Consider the following 16,829-nt stretch of genomic DNA (forward strand, 5'->3'; position numbering starts at 1 on the left):
ACTGTTATAAAGGCAGTAGGTGAAGCAGCTAGTGCTGTTGGGACATGGATTGGCAATGGTTGGAGAGCATTTTTGCGTTGGTTACGTAATGGTGGTAGTTGTGGATGCAGTAATAAAGGAGAATTTGCTAATAATTTTACAGGCACAGAGGAAGGGAATTTAATACTTTATACTGAGCCAATTAATGCAGATGAACCTATAACTGACCCTTGTGACCAAATATTGTTAGGTATTTTAGCTGACGAGTTTAGCCCACAACACATAAGTAATTTCTTGGGAATAAGCTTGGAAGATCTTAATTACTTGATGGAAGAGGAACATGTACAGTTTTTAATAAATTCTATGTCTTTATTAAAAGAATCTTCATTTAGCACCAATGCGATCAATCATTTTCATGAAGCTCTTCAAGACTATAAAGATTCCCAAAACCCTATAACCGATTTAGAATTTGTTTATAGCAGTTTTGATGATATGCTTGAAAAGGATGCACAAAAACAAAATGTTATAGATTTTTTAGCACAAAACAATTATAGCGATGAAGCATTTGCTTTTTTACGCGAAGCTATGCCAGCGCTACAAGATAATGATGGTGATGGACAGCCCGATGCTGAAGTGGAATGGGAGGATAGAATTTTTGAACTATTTGAAGGAACAAAAGTAGATTGCGTACACGACAAACTAAAAGAGATAGATCTAGAAAATCCAAATATTAATTTGTATCACAAACTTTTAAACAAATTTAACGATTCTACAGAAAATTGGTTATTTTTTGAAGTAGGGGAAACTGGTGGTGATTGGGGCCATACAAGTGGTTATGCTTGGAACAGTACCAACACTAATTTCCCTGATGCCTATAAAATTATTATTGATAACGATTTAAATGAAAATGGGTCTAACCTTGCAATAATGGTAACATTAGCTCATGAACTTATTCACGCTTATATGTTTGATACACTTAGTGATGCGGGAGTGATTTTATTTGATATTAATACGGGAGAGCCAGGTTTTGATCCAAATTTCTCTCAACAATGGTGTGGAGATGGAAGCAATTATAACGGTGTAGATTTAAATACTTTAGATACCGCAGAACGATTTAAGGCTTTAATTTGCGCTATGGAAGAAAGTGGTACATTGAATGCGCAATGGACGCACGATTTATTTAATGAAAACGTTTTTTCGATATCCACCTACCAACAACAATTGGCAGATTTTATTTATCAAAATCATGATTGGGATAGTGAAAATCTAATTTTTAAGAATAAAATGATTTCTAATTTTGGATCTAACTGGAAACAAAAAACTGCAGAAGCTTGTAGCTGGATAGGATTAGTCTATACAGATGAGTATACAAATTTTGTGAATAACTTGTCTTCAACAGAAACATTAGTATACGACAATATAGCACGCCAAAGAATGTATTTAAATAATGCTAATTCAAACTGTGATTAAGATGAGATATTTTATTTTTATTTTAGTATTATTTTACCCACTGTTTGGTTTTTGCCAGCAGAAGAAAACCCCCTATAGTAAAAAGGGATACAAGTTGCATTTAGTTTATGAAAACTCGGATAATATTTTTAATAAACCTATTGTCGTAATAAATAAAGAATTGGAGTACATAGTATATTCTCTAAGGATTCCAAATCAAAATGATCCTAGTTTTGTATTGAGTTTTACAGATCAAGATAGTACGGATTTGGGTTGGACGGTGAAAGCAGGTAATGGGTCGGATTATGATTTTAACTTCTTTTACGATAGTAGAGAGCAAGAAGCTAAATTCATAAAAGAAGGTGTGTATATAAAAAACAAGCTCTCAATAAGTTATTTATTATCTTCGAATCTAGAAATTTTAGATAAGGTTTTAGAAAAAGCGAGTAAAATCTATATTCTCGAAAAAACTGATAAACCAGGATTTAAATACATTGCTAGAGAAGTGGAGTTTAGTAGTGACGCAAAGTTATAATTAAAATAAGCATGAAAAATCTGATTTCTTTTCTTCTGCTTCTAAATTTATCATTTGTTGCTCAATCGCAAGAAAAGGACACTTTGGTAATACAAATTAAAGATGATGTGATAAAAGAGTTTCTGTACATCAATGACATTGATATTTTCGGAAAAAAGATTGATCAAAGTCATTCAACCCAACTTAAATTTCTTTTTACTAACCAAAGTTTAAAAGACAAATTATCTCAAAAAAGAAAACAAGATAGCAATAGAAATAGCAAAAGAATAAAAGGAAAACCATTTGTATCAGTGGTAGGTTACTCATCTGGTTCGCCTCAATTTGGCATTGAATTGAACTATTATCAAAAAGATTCTGTTAGCTTAAAAAGCTATAATAAATCGAGGAATTATTATCTAAATTTTGCTGAACGGTTGAAGCAAAGTGGAGCCACAAAAAAAGAAGTGTCAAATTTCAGGCGGGATATGTTGAATACACTTTACCCGCCTTTGATTCAATTGTTTGCAGATGAGAGTTTTTTAAAGAATAAAACACTTTTTGAGTTTGATGGCTCATCAGGAAATTATAAAATCTTCAGAAAAGAACTCAACAGTCATCAGGTCTATTTCATTCAGATGCCTTACTATGCTTCAGATATTTATGGTTTTAAATATCATTTTATACAAGTTAGAGAAAGATATATTACGCCAGGTCTTTAGGTTTAAAATTAAATATAATCACAAGTTTGATTGGAACGACTTTTGGTATGTTTATACTATGAATAGGTTTAAATTTATCGCTTTCCTCACTTTTTGCTTTTATACATTCGTCATTCAAGCACAATTTACATTCCTGAATATCAAAGGTGAGTGGGTGAGTGACCATAATCAAGTCATTGTTATCAAACAATGGGCTAATTCTCACGATAATTATTTAGTTAAATCAAATGGAGAAGAATTAGAAGTTTTATTGGTGATTGACGAAGAAATATTGAGTTTTCAAAATAATTATTTTAAAGGTTCAAAGTTTTATAATGATCAATATAACTTTCATTTAAAAGATGTTACAAAAAATAAATTAGTTTTAAAACCAACATCTGCATTAGCTAAATCTTATTTCAAATCTGATCACAAAATTGAGTTTATAAAAAGACGCGATACCGAAAGTTTAGATTTTGATTTTGAGAGTCTCATTTTTGAGAAAACGGTATCTGATTTAAATAATTACAAATTAGAAATCAATGACAAAAAAGAAGTCATTTTTATCGAATATAAATACAAGTATTTAAAAAGTGATAATGGACAATTTGAACTTGATAAAAACGGCTTTCGCATCAAAGAGATAGATACAATCGCTGAGAATAAGTTTCTATTAAATAATAATCAATACCAAAATTTATTACGAAAGCTAAAAGAAGCAAGAATAAACACACTAAATTCTCAAACCTTGGTTAAGTGCGGGCATTGCTATCCGCAATCCTTAGTAGTTAATTTCAACAACAAAACTTTTAAACATATAGATTTTGATATTCCACCATATTTATTAAAAGATTTAGTTGATTATTTAAAATCTTTAAAGTCAATTGTTAAGGATTAAATCAAAACAAATCCCTCAAGAGTTAAGCTGTTGAGGGATTTTTTTGTTTTTAATACTTCCTCAAATACTCCACAATCGCTCTGGCTTCATCTTCAGTAAGGTTAGTGTTCACCATGTCAGCATCATATTCGGCATCCATAGCTTGTGCTTGAACGTTTTCTCTCTTCATTTCTCTCGGGTTTAAAATCATGTTCATTACCCATTGCGGCGATCTTTTCTGTAAAACACCGCCAAGTCCTGGCCCAACAGATTTTTCTTTAATTCTGTGACAACTTGCACAAGCATTGTTATAAAGTTCTTTCCCTTTTAAAGCCATTTCTTTATCAATTTGGCTGTCTAATTCAACTTTATCTTTAATTGGTCCAACGCCGGTTTTGGCTTTATATAATTCATCATTATGCATCACCTTTGAGGAGTCAACTTTTTGTTCTGAGCTTACTGATTTTGTTTCATTTTGCTTTGGACTAGAGTTACATGCAAGCAAAAATCCTAATGACAAAGCAAAACAGGTTTTAATTATATTTTTCATAATACGATGATTTTAAGAATAAATTGAACTCACAACTTATTAAAATCAATCCTTGAGGACAATTAATTAACAAATATGTGACATGAATTTATGATTAATTTTTCAAATGAAAATCAACCAAAAAAAGAGTTTAATCTGTTTAAAATACTGTAATCTGATTTCTTTAACATAGATCAATTCATTTTTGATGTAACAAAAGCTATTTTTCTTAGTCTAATCAATTGAGGGAGCTAAAATTATTTTTATGATTGAAATCAAAGATTTACACAAATCCTATAAAGTAGGTAAAAATTCACTTCACGTTCTTAAGGGCATAAACTTCAGTGTAAAGGAAGGTGAGTTGGTTTCAATTATGGGTTCTTCAGGTTCAGGAAAATCAACTTTACTAAATATTTTAGGTATTCTTGATGAAGCTGATCAAGGTACTTATCATCTTGACGGCGTTCCTATTAAAAACCTCAACGAAAAAATTGCTGCCAATTACAGAAATAAATTTTTAGGTTTTATTTTCCAATCTTTCAACTTGATTAATTACAAAAGTGCAATTGATAATGTGGCTTTACCCCTTATTTATCAAGGTATGGGCAGAAAAGATCGCATGGAACGTTCAATGGCTTACCTCGAAAAAGTAGGTTTGGCTGATTGGGCAAAACATAAACCCAACGAACTTTCTGGTGGTCAAAAACAGCGTGTGGCTATTGCACGTGCTTTGGCGAGCGACCCAAAAGTGCTTTTGGCCGATGAGCTCACTGGTGCTTTAGATACGAAAACCTCTTATGAAATCATGGATCTTATTCAAGGGATTAACGATGAAGGTAAAACGATTCTTGTTGTAACGCACGAAGAAGATATCGCCCACATGACAAAGCGAATCGTGAACCTGAAAGATGGTATCATCATAGATGACTCGATGAACGAACAAGTCAAAGCCATTCAAAATGTTTAGTATAGAACGCTGGCAAGAGGTATTTGATACCATAAGCAAAAATAAATTACGAACCTTTTTGACGAGTATTTCCGTCATCTTCGGCATATTTATTCTTGTGGTTTTGCTTGGCGTTGGCGAAGGCATGAAAAATGGAATTGAAAAACAATTTCAAAGCGATGCCGAAAATAAAATAAGCGTTTACACTGGTGTTACAACTGTAGGTTATAAAGGTTTAAATCCTGGTCGCTATATCCAATTGAAAAACGAAGACTTCGATTATACAATGTCAGCAAATGCTGGTAATTTCGAAAGTGCTTCTTCTATGTATCGCATCTGGTCTGGCTTAATTACTTATGGTGAAGAGTCGGGTTCTTACAGGGTTGAGGGCGTGATGTCAGACTATCAAGCCTTAGAATCTGCTTCTATGGTTTCTGGCCGATTCATCAATCTTACTGATCAAAAACAATATGAAAAATACGTTGTGATTGGTCAAAAGGTCGCCGACGATCTTTTCGATGAAAAAGATCCGATTGGTGAATACATCAAATTATCAAAGATTAATTTTAAAGTCATCGGTGTTTTTTCTGATCCTGGCGGAGAAAGAGAAGAATCACGTGTTTATATTCCGTTGTCAACTTCACAAAAGGTTTTTGGGGCAGGCAATGATATTCGTTCAATGGCTTTTACAATTCCAAAAAGAACAAATTTTGATGATGCTTTGCGTGAATCAGAAATGATTGTCAATGATTTGACAAATCAATTAAAAACAAAATATAAAGTTTCTCCTGAAGATACAAGCGCAATTTCGGTGAATAGCAGTCTTGAAAGTGCAAAGCAATTTTATGATTTAATGGATGTGATCAAGGTTTTCTTTTGGGGAGTTGGTATTGCAACATTACTTGCAGGAATTGTTGGCGTGAGTAATATTATGTTGATTATTGTAAAGGAACGCACCAAGGAAATCGGTATCCGAAAAGCTTTAGGAGCTAAGCCAATGTCTATTGTTGCCATGGTTTTGCACGAATCGATTTTTGTCACAGCAATTTCAGGATTTGTAGGTCTTATTTTGGCACTTGTATTGTTAGAAAACTTAGGACCATTAATAGACTCGGAGTTTATTTCAAATCCAGAAGTCAGTTTTAATGTTGCCATCACAACCCTAATTATCTTGATTATTGCTGGAGCTTTAGCAGGATTTTTTCCAGCGTATCGCGGTGCTATTATCAAACCAATTGATGCCTTAAGAGACGAATAATATGTTTAGTAGAGATAAATGGAATGAAATATTAGAGTCGCTGACGTCAAACGTCTTCAGAACTGTCTTGACAGCTTTTGGTGTTTTTTGGGGAATCTTTATTCTCGTGATTTTACTCGCAGCAGGAACAGGACTCGAAAATGGAATCAAAAGAGGTTTTGCAGGAATTGCCACAAACTCCATGTTTATGTGGTCACAAACTGCCTCAAAACCTTATGATGGTTTACCGAAAGGACGTCGCTATAACTTTGATTTGTCTGATGTTGAAGCATTAAAAGCTAATGTCAATGGCCTTGAATACGTTTCTCCGCGAAACCAACTTGGTGGTTTTGGTGGTGCTAATAATGTGACCAAAGGTTTAAAAACAGGAGCTTTTGATGTCTATGGTGATTATCCAGACGTCATCAACCAAGAACCCATGGACATTGTTGAAGGACGTTTCCTGAATATGAATGATATCAACGTTAATAGAAAAGTTGCTGTGATTGGTGAGGGTGTCGTTGATGCTCTTTATGATAAAGACGAGGAAGCTTTAGGCAGCTACATTAAAATTAATGGCGTTAATTTTATGGTCATAGGTGTTTATAAAAAGAAAAGCGGAATGGGTCGAGATATCGAAGAAGCTCAAAAGCAAATATATGTGCCATTTACATCTTTTTCACAAGCTTTTAATTATGGTGATAGGGTGAGTTGGATGGCAGTAACTGCTGATGACAATCATTCTATAACGCAATTAAAATCACAAGTTTTTGATATTATCAAAAAAAGACATCGTATTCATCCTGAAGATGATAGAGCTATTGGTAATTTTGATTTATATGAACAATTTAAGAAAATACAAGGTCTATTTTTAGCGCTAAACCTTGTCGCTTATTTTGTCGGAATTTTAGTTTTACTCTCAGGTGTTATCGGTATTTCAAACATTATGCTTATCGTTGTTAAAGAACGAACCAAAGAAATAGGAATCAGGCGAGCCTTAGGCGCATCACCATGGAACATCAGAGGACAAGTTTTACTAGAATCTGTTTTTCTAACAATTATTTCAGGTATGGCAGGGATTGTTTTTGCAACTTCAATTTTAGCCATCGTTAATTTCTTTTTATCAAACATGGAAGACAATTCAGAGGTGATGTTTGTCAACCCTAGTGTTAATCTTTTTGTTGTGGTTGTTGCCATGACAATTTTAATAATTTCAGGACTTTTAGCAGGTTTTATTCCAGCACAAAATGCAGTTAAAGTAAAACCAGTTGATGCCTTAAGAACAGAATAAAAAACAGTCATATCTTTTAAAATCATGAAAAAAATAATTACAATTTTAGTGCTTGTTATCATCTTTGCAGCTTTTGGTGGTGCACTTTATTACCTTTATCAAAAGAATCAACAAAATCCGGTTGTTTATAAAACTGAACAAGCAGAAAAAAGAACAATTATCAAGAAAACTGTTGCAACAGGAACAATCACGCCTCGTGAAGAAGTCCCTGTAAAGCCAAATATTTCTGGTATTATTGAGAAGTTATTTGTCGATGCTGGTGATACAGTTCAGGTTGGTGACCTTATTGCGCGTTTAAAAGTTGTGCCTAATGTGACCAATTTAAACAACTCCAAAAACCAGATTAACACCGCAAGAATTAATTTGAATAATGAAAAGAAAAGTTACGACAGACAAAAAGAATTGTTTGATAAAGGTGTGATTTCTGCAAATGACTTTGATCAAGCAACAACGTCGTATAATATTGCTAAGCAAAATTTATCTTCCGCTAAAGAAACTTTTGAAATCATTAAAACAGGAACAACTGCTGGCATTGGTGATGCTGCAACTACCGAGATTAAAGCGACAATTACTGGGATGGTTCTCGAAGTCCCTGTAAAAGTTGGTAATCAAGTGATTGAAGCTAACAACTTTAATGAAGGAACTACAATTGCATCAATCGCAAATGTGAATGAAATGATTTTTGAAGGGAAAGTTGACGAATCTGAAGTTGGAAAAATAGAGGAAGGTTTACCTTTAGAAATTACCGTTGGAGCCATCCAAGATAAAGTTTTTGATGCTGTTTTGGATCATATTGCGCCACAAGGTGTTGAAGAAAATGGAGCCGTTCAATTTGAAATTGAAGGAACCTTAACACGTGATGATAAAATTTTTATCAGAGCTGGATTAAGTGCAAATGCTTCAATTATCTTAGAGAAAAAAGAAGATGTTTTATCTCTAAAAGAAGCTTTAATTCAATTTGATAAAGAAACCGACCAAGCTTACGTTGAGGTTGAAACAGGTGATCAGAAATTTGAAAGAAGAGATGTAGAGCTAGGTATAAGCGATGGCATTCACGTAGAAATTTTAAGTGGAATCGATAAAGACGATCGCATCAAAGTGTGGAACGAAACAACTGGTAAATCAAAATCTAATCAATCGAGAGGATAATTGATTTAGTTAATCAAAAAAGGAACAAATGAAATTAGCATCTACTTTATTTATCTTTCTGGCGGCAACACTCTCTATGTCTGCCCAAGAGAAACCAGAAATATGGACGCTTGAAGCTTGTGTGAAATATGCGATGGAAAATAATATTTCTGTTAAGCAAGCGAAATTAGATACCGATCTATCCGAGATTACGAAAAAGCAAGCGATTGGTAATTATTTACCATCTCTAAATGCTAATATGAGTAATGCATGGAACTCAGGTTTAACTCAAAACGTGACAACTGGTATTCTTGAAAACCAAGTGACACGTAACTTTTCATTAAACGCAAATGCAAATCTAACTTTATTTAAAGGCCTTCAGAATTTAAAAGAATTGCAACTAGCAAAAATGGAAAAGCTAGCGAGTCAATATGCTTTGGGTCAAATGAAAGATGATATCGCTTTATTTGTGGCCAATGCTTACTTGCAAATTCTTGTTAGTAAACAACGTCTGGCAGTTTTAGAAGAACAAAACCTAGTGACGCAAGAGCAACTCGATCAAACGCAAAAAATGATTGATGCAGGAACAGTTCCAGAAGGTGAATTGCTTCAAGTAAAGGCCACTAATGCTGATGAGGAACAGCAAATCCAAATTGCCAAAAACGATTTACAAATTGCTAAAATCAATCTGGCGCAAACCTTATTGATAGAGGATTATAAAACTTTTGATATCGCTGATGAAGAATATGATATCCCGATTACTGATATTCTAAATAATTCACCTCAAGAAATTATCAATAAAGCAAAAGAAGAACGTTATGAAGTTAAGGTTGCAGAGCAACAACGCGATATCGCAGAGAAAAATGTTGAACTTACCAGAACAAATTATTACCCTACACTTTCGGCATTTATAAATTACAACACAAGAGAATCTGACAGAGATCGCGTGGTGCAATCAGGTATTGATCCTAATAATCCAACCACTCAAATAGGAGTTGTAGAAGGAACAAACCAAGCTGTTGTTGCACCTAATTTTGCTTTTCGAACATTAAGTTCACGTTCTTTTGTTGATCAATTGTGGCGAAATGATGGCTTGTCTTATGGCTTACAATTGAGTATTCCAATTTTTAATGGTTTACAGGTTCGTCATCAAGTTGCTAAACAAAAAATAAATGCTCAACGTGCTGAATATCAACTGCAGCAGGCAGAATTAGATTTAGAATCCGATGTTTATCAAGCTTTTGTTGATGCGCAAGGTGCGCTTAAAACTTATGAAGCAGCAAATGAAGCTGTTAACGCGCAGCGTACTGCTTACGATTATGCACAAGAACGTTTTGATGTTGGTGTCTCAAATTCTTTCGCTTTAACTGAGTCGAAATTTAGATTGACGAATGCTGAAAATAATTTGATTAACGCGAAGTACGATTACATCTTTAAGTTGAAAGTATTAGAGCTCTATTTTGGTATTCAAATTGTCGAATACTAATTACCTTTGTATTTAAAAGTAGGGAAGTGGCTAAGATTTTATGTTTAGAAACAGCAACCAAAAACTGCTCTGTCAGTTTAGGTGATAAAGATTTATTGATCGATGTTAAGGAATTGAGTTCTCAGGGTTATTCACACGCAGAAAAACTACATCCTTTCGTAGATAACATTTTAAAAGAAGCAGGTTTAAGCATTCACGAGCTTGATGCAATTTCTATCAGTAAAGGGCCAGGTTCATACACGGGTTTACGTATCGGGGTTTCGGCTGCAAAAGGTTTTGCCTATGCAGCACAACTTCCACTAATTTCGGTCTCTACACTAGCTTGCTTGGCCTTACAAGTTAAAGACATCCCTGATAATGCTTTAATCATCCCGATGCTTGATGCAAGGCGAATGGAAGTTTATACCCAAACTTTTGATGCTCGATATCGTGAGCTAACCGAAATTGAGGCCAAAATTTTAGACGAAACAAGCTTCCAAGAACAGCTTAAGAATCAACCTGTCTATTTTATTGGAGATGGTGTTGAGAAGTTTGAAGAAATCTGTAATCATCCTAATGCACATTTTTTAAAAGAAAAACTTCCATCTGCAAGAGAACAATTCTACATTGCGAGACAGAAGTTTTTGAGTTCATCTTTTGAAGATGTGGCCTATTTCGAACCTTTTTATTTAAAAGATTTTAGACCTGGGTAAATTTATGAAGCTTTGCTTTCTTCATCTTTGTTTTTACTCATGTCGAAGAAGTTAAGATCTCTTTGTGGGAATGGTAATGAAACGCCAGCAGCTTCAAGTTCAATTTTAGAGTTTTCCATAAAGTCGAAGTGTGCACCCCAAAACACATCTCGCTTTGCCCAGAATCTAACAGATAAATTGACTGAACTATCTGCTAATTCGGCAACAAAAACCTGTGGAGCAGGATCTTTATCAATTCGCTCATCTCTTTCCATAATGTCCATCAGAACTTTTCTTGCTGTTTTGATATCTGAGTCATATGAAATACCAACCGTAATTGCGTCTTTACGTCTATCTTCAGAAGAGTAATTGATCACTTTGTTATTTGATAATTCACCGTTAGGAATCACAGCTCTTTGATTATTGAAAGTGATAATGTGCGTGTAAAACAATGAAATTTCTTCAACGGAACCAGAAACACCTTGTGCCTCAATCCAATCACCAATTCTGAAAGGTTTTAGGAGGATAATTAACACTCCGCCAGCAAAGTTAGATAATGAGCCTTGTAAAGCTAAACCAACTGCTAAACCTGCAGCAGCTAAAATAGCCGCGAATGAAGTTGTCTCGACACCTAACTTGGTGATTACGATGATAAAAAGTAAAATCTTTAAACCAACGTTAAGAATGTTGATTGTAAAACCGCGAATCGCAGGATCTATTTCGCGTTTTTCCATGATGCGTCTTACTTTTTTGGTGATAAATTTTATCAACCAAAGCCCAATAATAACAGCCAAAATGGCACCAATAATATTAGGTAAATAAGCGACAATTTTCTCTAATAAGAGATTAACGTAATTTTCAATGTCTTCCATAGTTTTGATTTTAGGTTTTTTTAAGAATTATTTTCAATTTATATTATTTTAAATACATCTTCAAACGCTTTAAGAATATTTTTTAATTAAAATTGTATATCACACCATAGCATAATTTTTATTAATAATATTTTTATAAAAAACTCTCATCAGAAAAACAAAATTTGCAGATGAGAGTTTCAAGAAAATGACCTATAAAGTATCTTAAATTTACATTTATTGATTTTGTAATTCTTTTAGGTAATCGCTAGGCCCATTTTGATATAAGTTAACATCTCTTTGTGGGAATGGATGCATAATGCCAGCAGCTTCTAGTTCAACTTTAGAGTTTTCCATAAAATCGAAATGTGCCCCCCAAAAGCTATCAAGATCAGCCCAAAATCTTACTGATAAATTGACTGAACTTTCGCCTAAACTCGCTACAAAAACTTGCGGTTCAGGATCTTTTAAAATACGATCATCTTTTTCCATTAAATCCATCAATACTTTTCGAGCTTTTTTTATATCAGCATGATAAGGTATGGCTACAGTTACGGCATCTTTACGGAGGCTTTCTGATGAATAATTTGTCACTTTATTGTTTGATAACTCTCCATTAGGAATCACAACACGTTGATTATTAAACGTAATCACGTGTGTATAAAACAATGAGATTTGATTTACTGTGCCTGAAACGCCTTGCGCGTCAATCCGATCTCCAATTCTAAAAGGTTTTAAAAGTATGATTAAAACACCACCAGCAAAGTTAGATAATGAACCTTGTAAAGCTAATCCAACAGCCAAACCTGCAGCACCAATGATAGCAGCAAACGAGGTCGTTTCAAAACCAAGCTTTGTGATAACAACAATAAATAATAAGATCTTTAAACCGATGTTAATAATGCTGATGCTGAAATCGCGAATGGCAATATCAACCTCGCGTTTTTCCATAATCTTTCGGATTTTATTGGTAATGAGTTTAATTAACCAAAGCCCAATTACAATGGCTAAAATAGCACCGATAACACTTGGCAAGTAAGCCACCACTTTTTCAATTAATAAATTAGCGTATTTTTCAACGTCTTGAATAGTCATATATAAAAATATTTAAAAAATTGTTTACGAAATTTGTGAACCTGCATCAAGTTCATTCTCAGGAGAAACAAAGCTTAAGTTTTTTCCGTTATCTCCCATTAAAATCATACCTTCACTTAATGTTCCTCTCAACTTAATCGGTTTTAGATTAACAACGACTGAAACTCTTTTGCCGATAATTTCTTCAGCTTTATAATGTTCTGCAATTCCGGAAACGATTGTTCTGGTTTCGTGACCGATATCAACTTTAAGAATTAAAAGTTTTTTTGCTTTTGGCATTTTTTCAGCAGAAACAATTTTTCCTACGCGGATATCAAGTTTAGAGAAGTCATCAAAAGTAATCTCTTCTTTAACAGGCGCATAAGTTTTTTCTTTGTTATCTTCTTTAGTTTGTTCAAGCTTTTGTAATTGCTTTTCAATTGTTTCATCTTCTATTTTTGAAAATAAAAGTTCAGCTTTTCCAATCTGATGTCCTTTAGGTAAAAACTCTTTTTTGTCGGCAATATCTTTCCATAAAAGCGTCTTTTCTAAAGCTTCAAAATTGAGCATTTTCTTGAGTTTTGCTGAAGAGAATGGGAGGAAAGGTTCAGAAATGATGGCTAAACCAGCTGCGATTTGAAGCGCAACATACATGATTGTTTTTGTGCGTTTAGGATCTGTTTTTTGAAGTTTCCATGGTTCTTCATCGGCAAGATATTTATTTCCTATTCTCGCGATGTTCATCATTTTAGCTTGTGCTTCTCTGAAACGATATTTTTCAATAGAAACAGCGATATCTTCAGTTGATTTTTGAAGTTCTTTCAAAGCCTCTAAATCAACTTCAGATAATTCTGATTTTTCAGGAATGATGCCTTCATAATATTTGTCAGTTAAAACAACAACACGATTGATGAAGTTACCGAAAATACCAACAAGCTCAGAGTTGTTTCTGGTCTGAAAATCTTTCCATGTAAAGTCGTTATCCTTTGTTTCTGGTGCGTTTGCCGTTAAAACATAGCGTAAAATATCTTGTTGATTTGGGAATTCTTCTAAATATTCATGCAACCAAACCGCCCAGTTTTTGGAAGTTGATAATTTTTGTCCTTCAAGATTTAAAAATTCGTTAGCTGGCACATTATCCGGTAAAATGTAACTGCCTTCAGCTTTGAGCATTACAGGAAAAATAATGCAGTGAAAAACGATATTGTCTTTTCCGATAAAGTGAACCAGTTTTGTATCTTCATCTTTCCAATAAGGTTCCCAGCTTTTATTTTCACGTTTTGCCCATTCTTTAGAAGCTGAAATGTAGCCAATTGGCGCATCAAACCAAACGTAAAGAACTTTTCCGTCGCCACCTTCAACAGGAACAGGAATGCCCCAATCTAAATCTCTGGTGACAGCACGCGGACGCAAACCTTCATCAATCCAAGATTTACATTGCCCGTAAACATTAGGTTTCCAGTCATCTTTATGTCCTTTTACAATCCAATCTTTCAGCCAAGCATCATATTGATCAAGTGGTAAAAACCAGTGTTTTGTTGATTTTAAAACAGGTTTTGCATCCGTTAGAGTTGATTTAGGGTTAATTAAATCATTTGCATTTAATGAAGTTCCGCACTTTTCACATTGATCGCCGTAAGCTTCTTCATTTCCACATTTAGGGCAAGTTCCAGTGACAAATCTATCAGCTAAAAACTGTTTTGCTTTTGGGTCGTAAAGTTGTTCTGTTGTTTCTTCGATAAACTTGTCTTGCTCGTGCATGCTTTCAAAAAACTCAGTTGCCGTTTCATGATGCACTTCAGCAGAAGTTCGAGAGTAATTATCAAACTGAATTCCGAAATCCTTAAAAGATTCTTTAATAATATGGTTGTATTTATCAACGACATCTTGAGGTGTCACGCCTTCTTTTTTTGCTTTAATTGTAATAGGAACGCCGTGCTCATCACTTCCGCAAACAAACAAAACATCTTTGTCGTTCAGTTTGAGATAACGCGTGTAAATATCAGCAGGAATATAAACGCCAGATAAATGTCCGATATGTATTGGACCATTGGTATATGGCAAAGCTGCCGTGATTGTATATCTTTTAGGATTCTTCATAAAAATCAATTTTTGAAACGCGCAAAGTTAATAAACACAATGTATTATGCTTGCATCCTTTAGGGATTAAAGTGTTTCAAATACTTTTTATTTATCAATTCAATAAAAAGTATTTAATTTGTCAATTAAATAAAATATTATGAAAAAAATTTCCAAATTATTCTTTTTTGTTGTCATCAGTTCATTTGTGTTGAGTTGTACTGTTGAAGATGATGATGTACCGCCAATAATTGAAAAACAAAATTCTTTAAAAGTTGGGAGCATGGAAACTGAGTTAATCTCAGGATTCCTTCAAACTGACGAGCCTCAAAATGATGTTTATGCTTACGGAATTATTCTATATGATACGGAAGTTAACTATGTAAATGGTCAGCCAGTGCCTGAAAATAATACCTCGAACGGAATTGCTTTAGAAATTTATTCTGATAACCCACAAATGCCAGCTGTTGGTGATTATGTTTTTAATGATTCAGCAATTGTAGATGCAAATGTTTTGAGTAATGCAAACTTGATTTTAGGTCTTGATTATGAAGTTCAAACAGCAACAAAAATTGTCGAGATTGAATATGGTGTTTTGAAAATTTCAGACAACGGAACGGCTTACGAGCTTAGTTTTGATGGTATTGATGAAGAAGATAATCAAGTTTCTATTATAAAGGGACTTTAGAGATGATTGAATAATTAAGAAAGATATGAAAAAGCTTTTCTGTGCCAGCTTGTTATTCATAAGTTGTTGGAGTTTTTCACAAGAAAAAATTCAAGAGACAAGGTTAACCGATGAAGTCTTTCGTATAAATCTTATCAATCCGGGTGTTGAATATGAATTTCCTACAAGTGATTTTTCAACATTATCAACAGGTCTTGGTGTTGGTTACAGTGGTGAGATTGATGAACTCACGGTTGGTAAAAAAACAGGATTTATATATATTATCGCTCCTTTTTTAGAAGTGCAGCACAAGTTGTTTTATAATCTGAATAAACGGAAACGAAAAGATAAGTCAATTGTCAATAACTCAGGAAATTTTATCACAGCAGGTGTACAAGCAAAAGGGCCATCGATTGCAGATAATGTTGAACGAACTTCAGATTACGATTTCTCCCTTGGTTTAGCATGGGGAATCCAAAGAAGTTATAAAGAGAAATATCATTTGTTGTTTCATATTGGGCCTAAGTATTTTTTTGATACAAAAGGGAACGGTGGTTTTTTTCCCATATTGATTCAACTCAATCTAGGTTTCGACTTATAAGAATTGAAGCACAGTTGAATTTTTAAAACTGTGCTTTTACATTTACGACTTAACATTAAATTAACTAATATGAAAAAATTAAACTCGTTTTTCTTTTTATTATTTTTCGCTACATTAATGATATCTTGTGGTAGCGATGATGATGCAGGTTCTGTTACTGAAAATCATTTTGAAGTAGATGGAACCCGCTATGAATTTAAAGATGGAATGATTATCAATTTCCGCACTTATGCAGGGAATTCTAATTTTGACATCAGCCTTACAACATCAGACATACAATTAATTGAAGGAGAACCTATGCCTCAAGATGATGTAATTTCAGGAGTATATTTTGAAATATTCACTGTTGAATCTAATAAAATTCCAACAGGAACATATACATATGCTCTTGGTGATGAAAATGCTGGAACCTTCAGCGATTATTCAGAGTTAGTAATTAATGGAAGTTATTCGAATAATGATGCTGAGCTGGTGACACCTTTTAACAGCGGTATGATTGAAGTTTTACAAAACGGTCCTGTTTATGAACTCAATTTTGATGTCACGACTATTGAAGGAAAAAAAGTTACTGGATATTTCAAGGGTAATTTATATGAAATAGATGACAGCGCGTCAAAACCAGGTAATTCAACAAGTAAAAAGTTATTTTCTAAAGAATAATCTTAATCTAATAATTTTTTAATCCCTCTATTTTTATTGATTTAGAGGGGTTTTTCATTTTTGTCTTGCACTTAAAGTGTTTACTTTTATCT

17 protein-coding genes are annotated in these 16,829 nt (G+C 33.7%); 13 read left to right on the plus strand and 4 right to left on the minus strand.

Annotated features, from left to right (window positions below; translation table 11 throughout):
• From BLV84_RS12530 to BLV84_RS11160, 4 genes are all read left to right on the plus strand, one after another.
• Nucleotides 1–1,449 (plus strand): hypothetical protein (locus BLV84_RS12530; protein WP_159429427.1); only part of this gene is annotated, 1,449 nt, incomplete at its 5' end.
• Nucleotide 1,450: 1 nt separating this feature from the next.
• Nucleotides 1,451–1,963: a hypothetical protein gene (locus BLV84_RS11150; protein ID WP_143521359.1), complete on the plus strand. Its 513-nt coding sequence runs from the start codon at nt 1,451–1,453 to the stop codon at nt 1,961–1,963.
• A gap of 11 nt (nt 1,964–1,974) precedes the next feature.
• Nucleotides 1,975–2,661 carry a hypothetical protein gene (locus BLV84_RS11155; RefSeq protein WP_093245371.1) on the plus strand — a complete coding sequence of 229 codons (687 nt, stop codon included), beginning with the start codon at nt 1,975–1,977 and terminating at the stop codon, nt 2,659–2,661.
• Nucleotides 2,662–2,719: 58 nt separating this feature from the next.
• Nucleotides 2,720–3,538, plus strand: coding sequence for a hypothetical protein (locus BLV84_RS11160; protein WP_093245374.1), 819 nt, complete (start codon nt 2,720–2,722; stop codon nt 3,536–3,538).
• A 49-nt stretch (nt 3,539–3,587) separates the two neighbouring features.
• Here the strand turns inward: BLV84_RS11160 and BLV84_RS11165 are convergent, their stop codons facing one another.
• On the minus strand, nt 3,588–4,067 hold the full coding sequence (locus BLV84_RS11165) for a c-type cytochrome (RefSeq protein WP_093245382.1): 480 nt from the start codon (nt 4,065–4,067) through the stop codon (nt 3,588–3,590).
• Between the two features lie 244 nt (nt 4,068–4,311).
• On the opposite strand from BLV84_RS11165, the gene BLV84_RS11170 reads away from it, so the two are divergent.
• The 6 genes from BLV84_RS11170 to tsaB are packed head-to-tail and all read left to right on the plus strand — an operon-like array spanning nt 4,312 to nt 10,826.
• Nucleotides 4,312–5,013, plus strand: coding sequence for an ABC transporter ATP-binding protein (locus tag BLV84_RS11170; RefSeq protein WP_093245389.1), 702 nt, complete (start codon nt 4,312–4,314; stop codon nt 5,011–5,013).
• A complete protein-coding gene (locus BLV84_RS11175) occupies nt 5,006–6,250 on the plus strand; it encodes an ABC transporter permease (RefSeq protein WP_093245393.1) in 1,245 nt (414 codons plus the stop codon). The genes BLV84_RS11170 and BLV84_RS11175 overlap by 8 nt, the downstream gene beginning before the upstream one ends.
• 1 nt (nt 6,251) lies before the next feature.
• A complete protein-coding gene (locus tag BLV84_RS11180) occupies nt 6,252–7,520 on the plus strand; it encodes an ABC transporter permease (RefSeq protein ID WP_093245398.1) in 1,269 nt (422 codons plus the stop codon).
• A gap of 24 nt (nt 7,521–7,544) precedes the next feature.
• The gene (locus tag BLV84_RS11185) at nt 7,545–8,669 is read left to right on the plus strand and encodes an efflux RND transporter periplasmic adaptor subunit (protein ID WP_093245401.1); all 1,125 of its coding nucleotides are present in this window, start codon (nt 7,545–7,547) and stop codon (nt 8,667–8,669) included.
• Between the two features lie 28 nt (nt 8,670–8,697).
• Nucleotides 8,698–10,134, plus strand: a complete 1,437-nt coding sequence (locus BLV84_RS11190; RefSeq protein WP_093245405.1) for a TolC family protein — start codon at nt 8,698–8,700, stop codon at nt 10,132–10,134.
• Nucleotides 10,135–10,160: 26 nt separating this feature from the next.
• Nucleotides 10,161–10,826, plus strand: a complete 666-nt coding sequence (gene tsaB / locus BLV84_RS11195; protein ID WP_093245409.1) for a tRNA (adenosine(37)-N6)-threonylcarbamoyltransferase complex dimerization subunit type 1 TsaB — start codon at nt 10,161–10,163, stop codon at nt 10,824–10,826.
• A gap of 2 nt (nt 10,827–10,828) precedes the next feature.
• Here tsaB and BLV84_RS11200 read toward each other — a convergent pair whose 3' ends face one another.
• The 3 genes from BLV84_RS11200 to metG all read right to left on the minus strand — a co-directional run bounded on the left by BLV84_RS11200 (nt 10,829) and on the right by metG (nt 14,830).
• Nucleotides 10,829–11,677 (minus strand): mechanosensitive ion channel family protein, encoded by an 849-nt coding sequence (locus BLV84_RS11200; protein ID WP_093245413.1) that lies wholly within the window; start codon nt 11,675–11,677, stop codon nt 10,829–10,831.
• Nucleotides 11,678–11,893: 216 nt separating this feature from the next.
• A complete protein-coding gene (locus tag BLV84_RS11205) occupies nt 11,894–12,751 on the minus strand; it encodes a mechanosensitive ion channel family protein (RefSeq protein WP_093245417.1) in 858 nt (285 codons plus the stop codon).
• A 24-nt stretch (nt 12,752–12,775) separates the two neighbouring features.
• Nucleotides 12,776–14,830 carry a methionine--tRNA ligase gene (gene metG, locus BLV84_RS11210; RefSeq protein ID WP_093245421.1) on the minus strand — a complete coding sequence of 685 codons (2,055 nt, stop codon included), beginning with the start codon at nt 14,828–14,830 and terminating at the stop codon, nt 12,776–12,778.
• 139 nt (nt 14,831–14,969) lie between these two features.
• On the opposite strand from metG, the gene BLV84_RS11215 reads away from it, so the two are divergent.
• The 3 genes from BLV84_RS11215 (at nt 14,970) to BLV84_RS11225 (ending at nt 16,737) form a co-directional block, all read left to right on the plus strand.
• Nucleotides 14,970–15,497, plus strand: coding sequence for a hypothetical protein (locus BLV84_RS11215; RefSeq protein ID WP_093245426.1), 528 nt, complete (start codon nt 14,970–14,972; stop codon nt 15,495–15,497).
• Nucleotides 15,498–15,522: 25 nt separating this feature from the next.
• Nucleotides 15,523–16,077, plus strand: coding sequence for a hypothetical protein (locus tag BLV84_RS11220; protein WP_093245430.1), 555 nt, complete (start codon nt 15,523–15,525; stop codon nt 16,075–16,077).
• Between the two features lie 69 nt (nt 16,078–16,146).
• Entirely contained in the window at nt 16,147–16,737 is a 591-nt protein-coding gene (locus BLV84_RS11225; RefSeq protein ID WP_143521360.1) for a hypothetical protein, read from the plus strand.
• Nucleotides 16,738–16,829 lie beyond the last annotated feature (92 nt).

It is taken from the genome of Psychroflexus halocasei, from assembly GCF_900107595.1.
Lineage (GTDB): Bacteria > Bacteroidota > Bacteroidia > Flavobacteriales > Flavobacteriaceae > Psychroflexus > Psychroflexus halocasei.

Excerpts from the sequence above, each read along its gene's own strand:
- BLV84_RS11225 (WP_143521360.1), top strand. The coding sequence starts at position 16,147 with ATGAAAAAATTAAACTCGTTTTTCTTTTTATTATTTTTCGCTACATTA.
- BLV84_RS11180 (WP_093245398.1), top strand. The coding sequence starts at position 6,252 with ATGTTTAGTAGAGATAAATGGAATGAAATATTAGAGTCGCTGACGTCA.
- BLV84_RS11215 (WP_093245426.1), top strand. The coding sequence starts at position 14,970 with ATGAAAAAAATTTCCAAATTATTCTTTTTTGTTGTCATCAGTTCATTT.
- BLV84_RS11170 (WP_093245389.1), top strand. The coding sequence starts at position 4,312 with ATGATTGAAATCAAAGATTTACACAAATCCTATAAAGTAGGTAAAAAT.
- BLV84_RS11155 (WP_093245371.1), top strand. The coding sequence starts at position 1,975 with ATGAAAAATCTGATTTCTTTTCTTCTGCTTCTAAATTTATCATTTGTT.
- BLV84_RS11220 (WP_093245430.1), top strand. The coding sequence starts at position 15,523 with ATGAAAAAGCTTTTCTGTGCCAGCTTGTTATTCATAAGTTGTTGGAGT.
- BLV84_RS11175 (WP_093245393.1), top strand. The coding sequence starts at position 5,006 with ATGTTTAGTATAGAACGCTGGCAAGAGGTATTTGATACCATAAGCAAA.
- BLV84_RS11205 (WP_093245417.1), bottom strand. The coding sequence starts at position 12,751 with ATGACTATTCAAGACGTTGAAAAATACGCTAATTTATTAATTGAAAAA.
- BLV84_RS11165 (WP_093245382.1), bottom strand. The coding sequence starts at position 4,067 with ATGAAAAATATAATTAAAACCTGTTTTGCTTTGTCATTAGGATTTTTG.
- BLV84_RS11185 (WP_093245401.1), top strand. The coding sequence starts at position 7,545 with ATGAAAAAAATAATTACAATTTTAGTGCTTGTTATCATCTTTGCAGCT.
- BLV84_RS11160 (WP_093245374.1), top strand. The coding sequence starts at position 2,720 with ATGAATAGGTTTAAATTTATCGCTTTCCTCACTTTTTGCTTTTATACA.
- BLV84_RS11150 (WP_143521359.1), top strand. The coding sequence starts at position 1,451 with ATGAGATATTTTATTTTTATTTTAGTATTATTTTACCCACTGTTTGGT.
- BLV84_RS11200 (WP_093245413.1), bottom strand. The coding sequence starts at position 11,677 with ATGGAAGACATTGAAAATTACGTTAATCTCTTATTAGAGAAAATTGTC.
- BLV84_RS11190 (WP_093245405.1), top strand. The coding sequence starts at position 8,698 with ATGAAATTAGCATCTACTTTATTTATCTTTCTGGCGGCAACACTCTCT.
- metG (WP_093245421.1), bottom strand. The coding sequence starts at position 14,830 with ATGAAGAATCCTAAAAGATATACAATCACGGCAGCTTTGCCATATACC.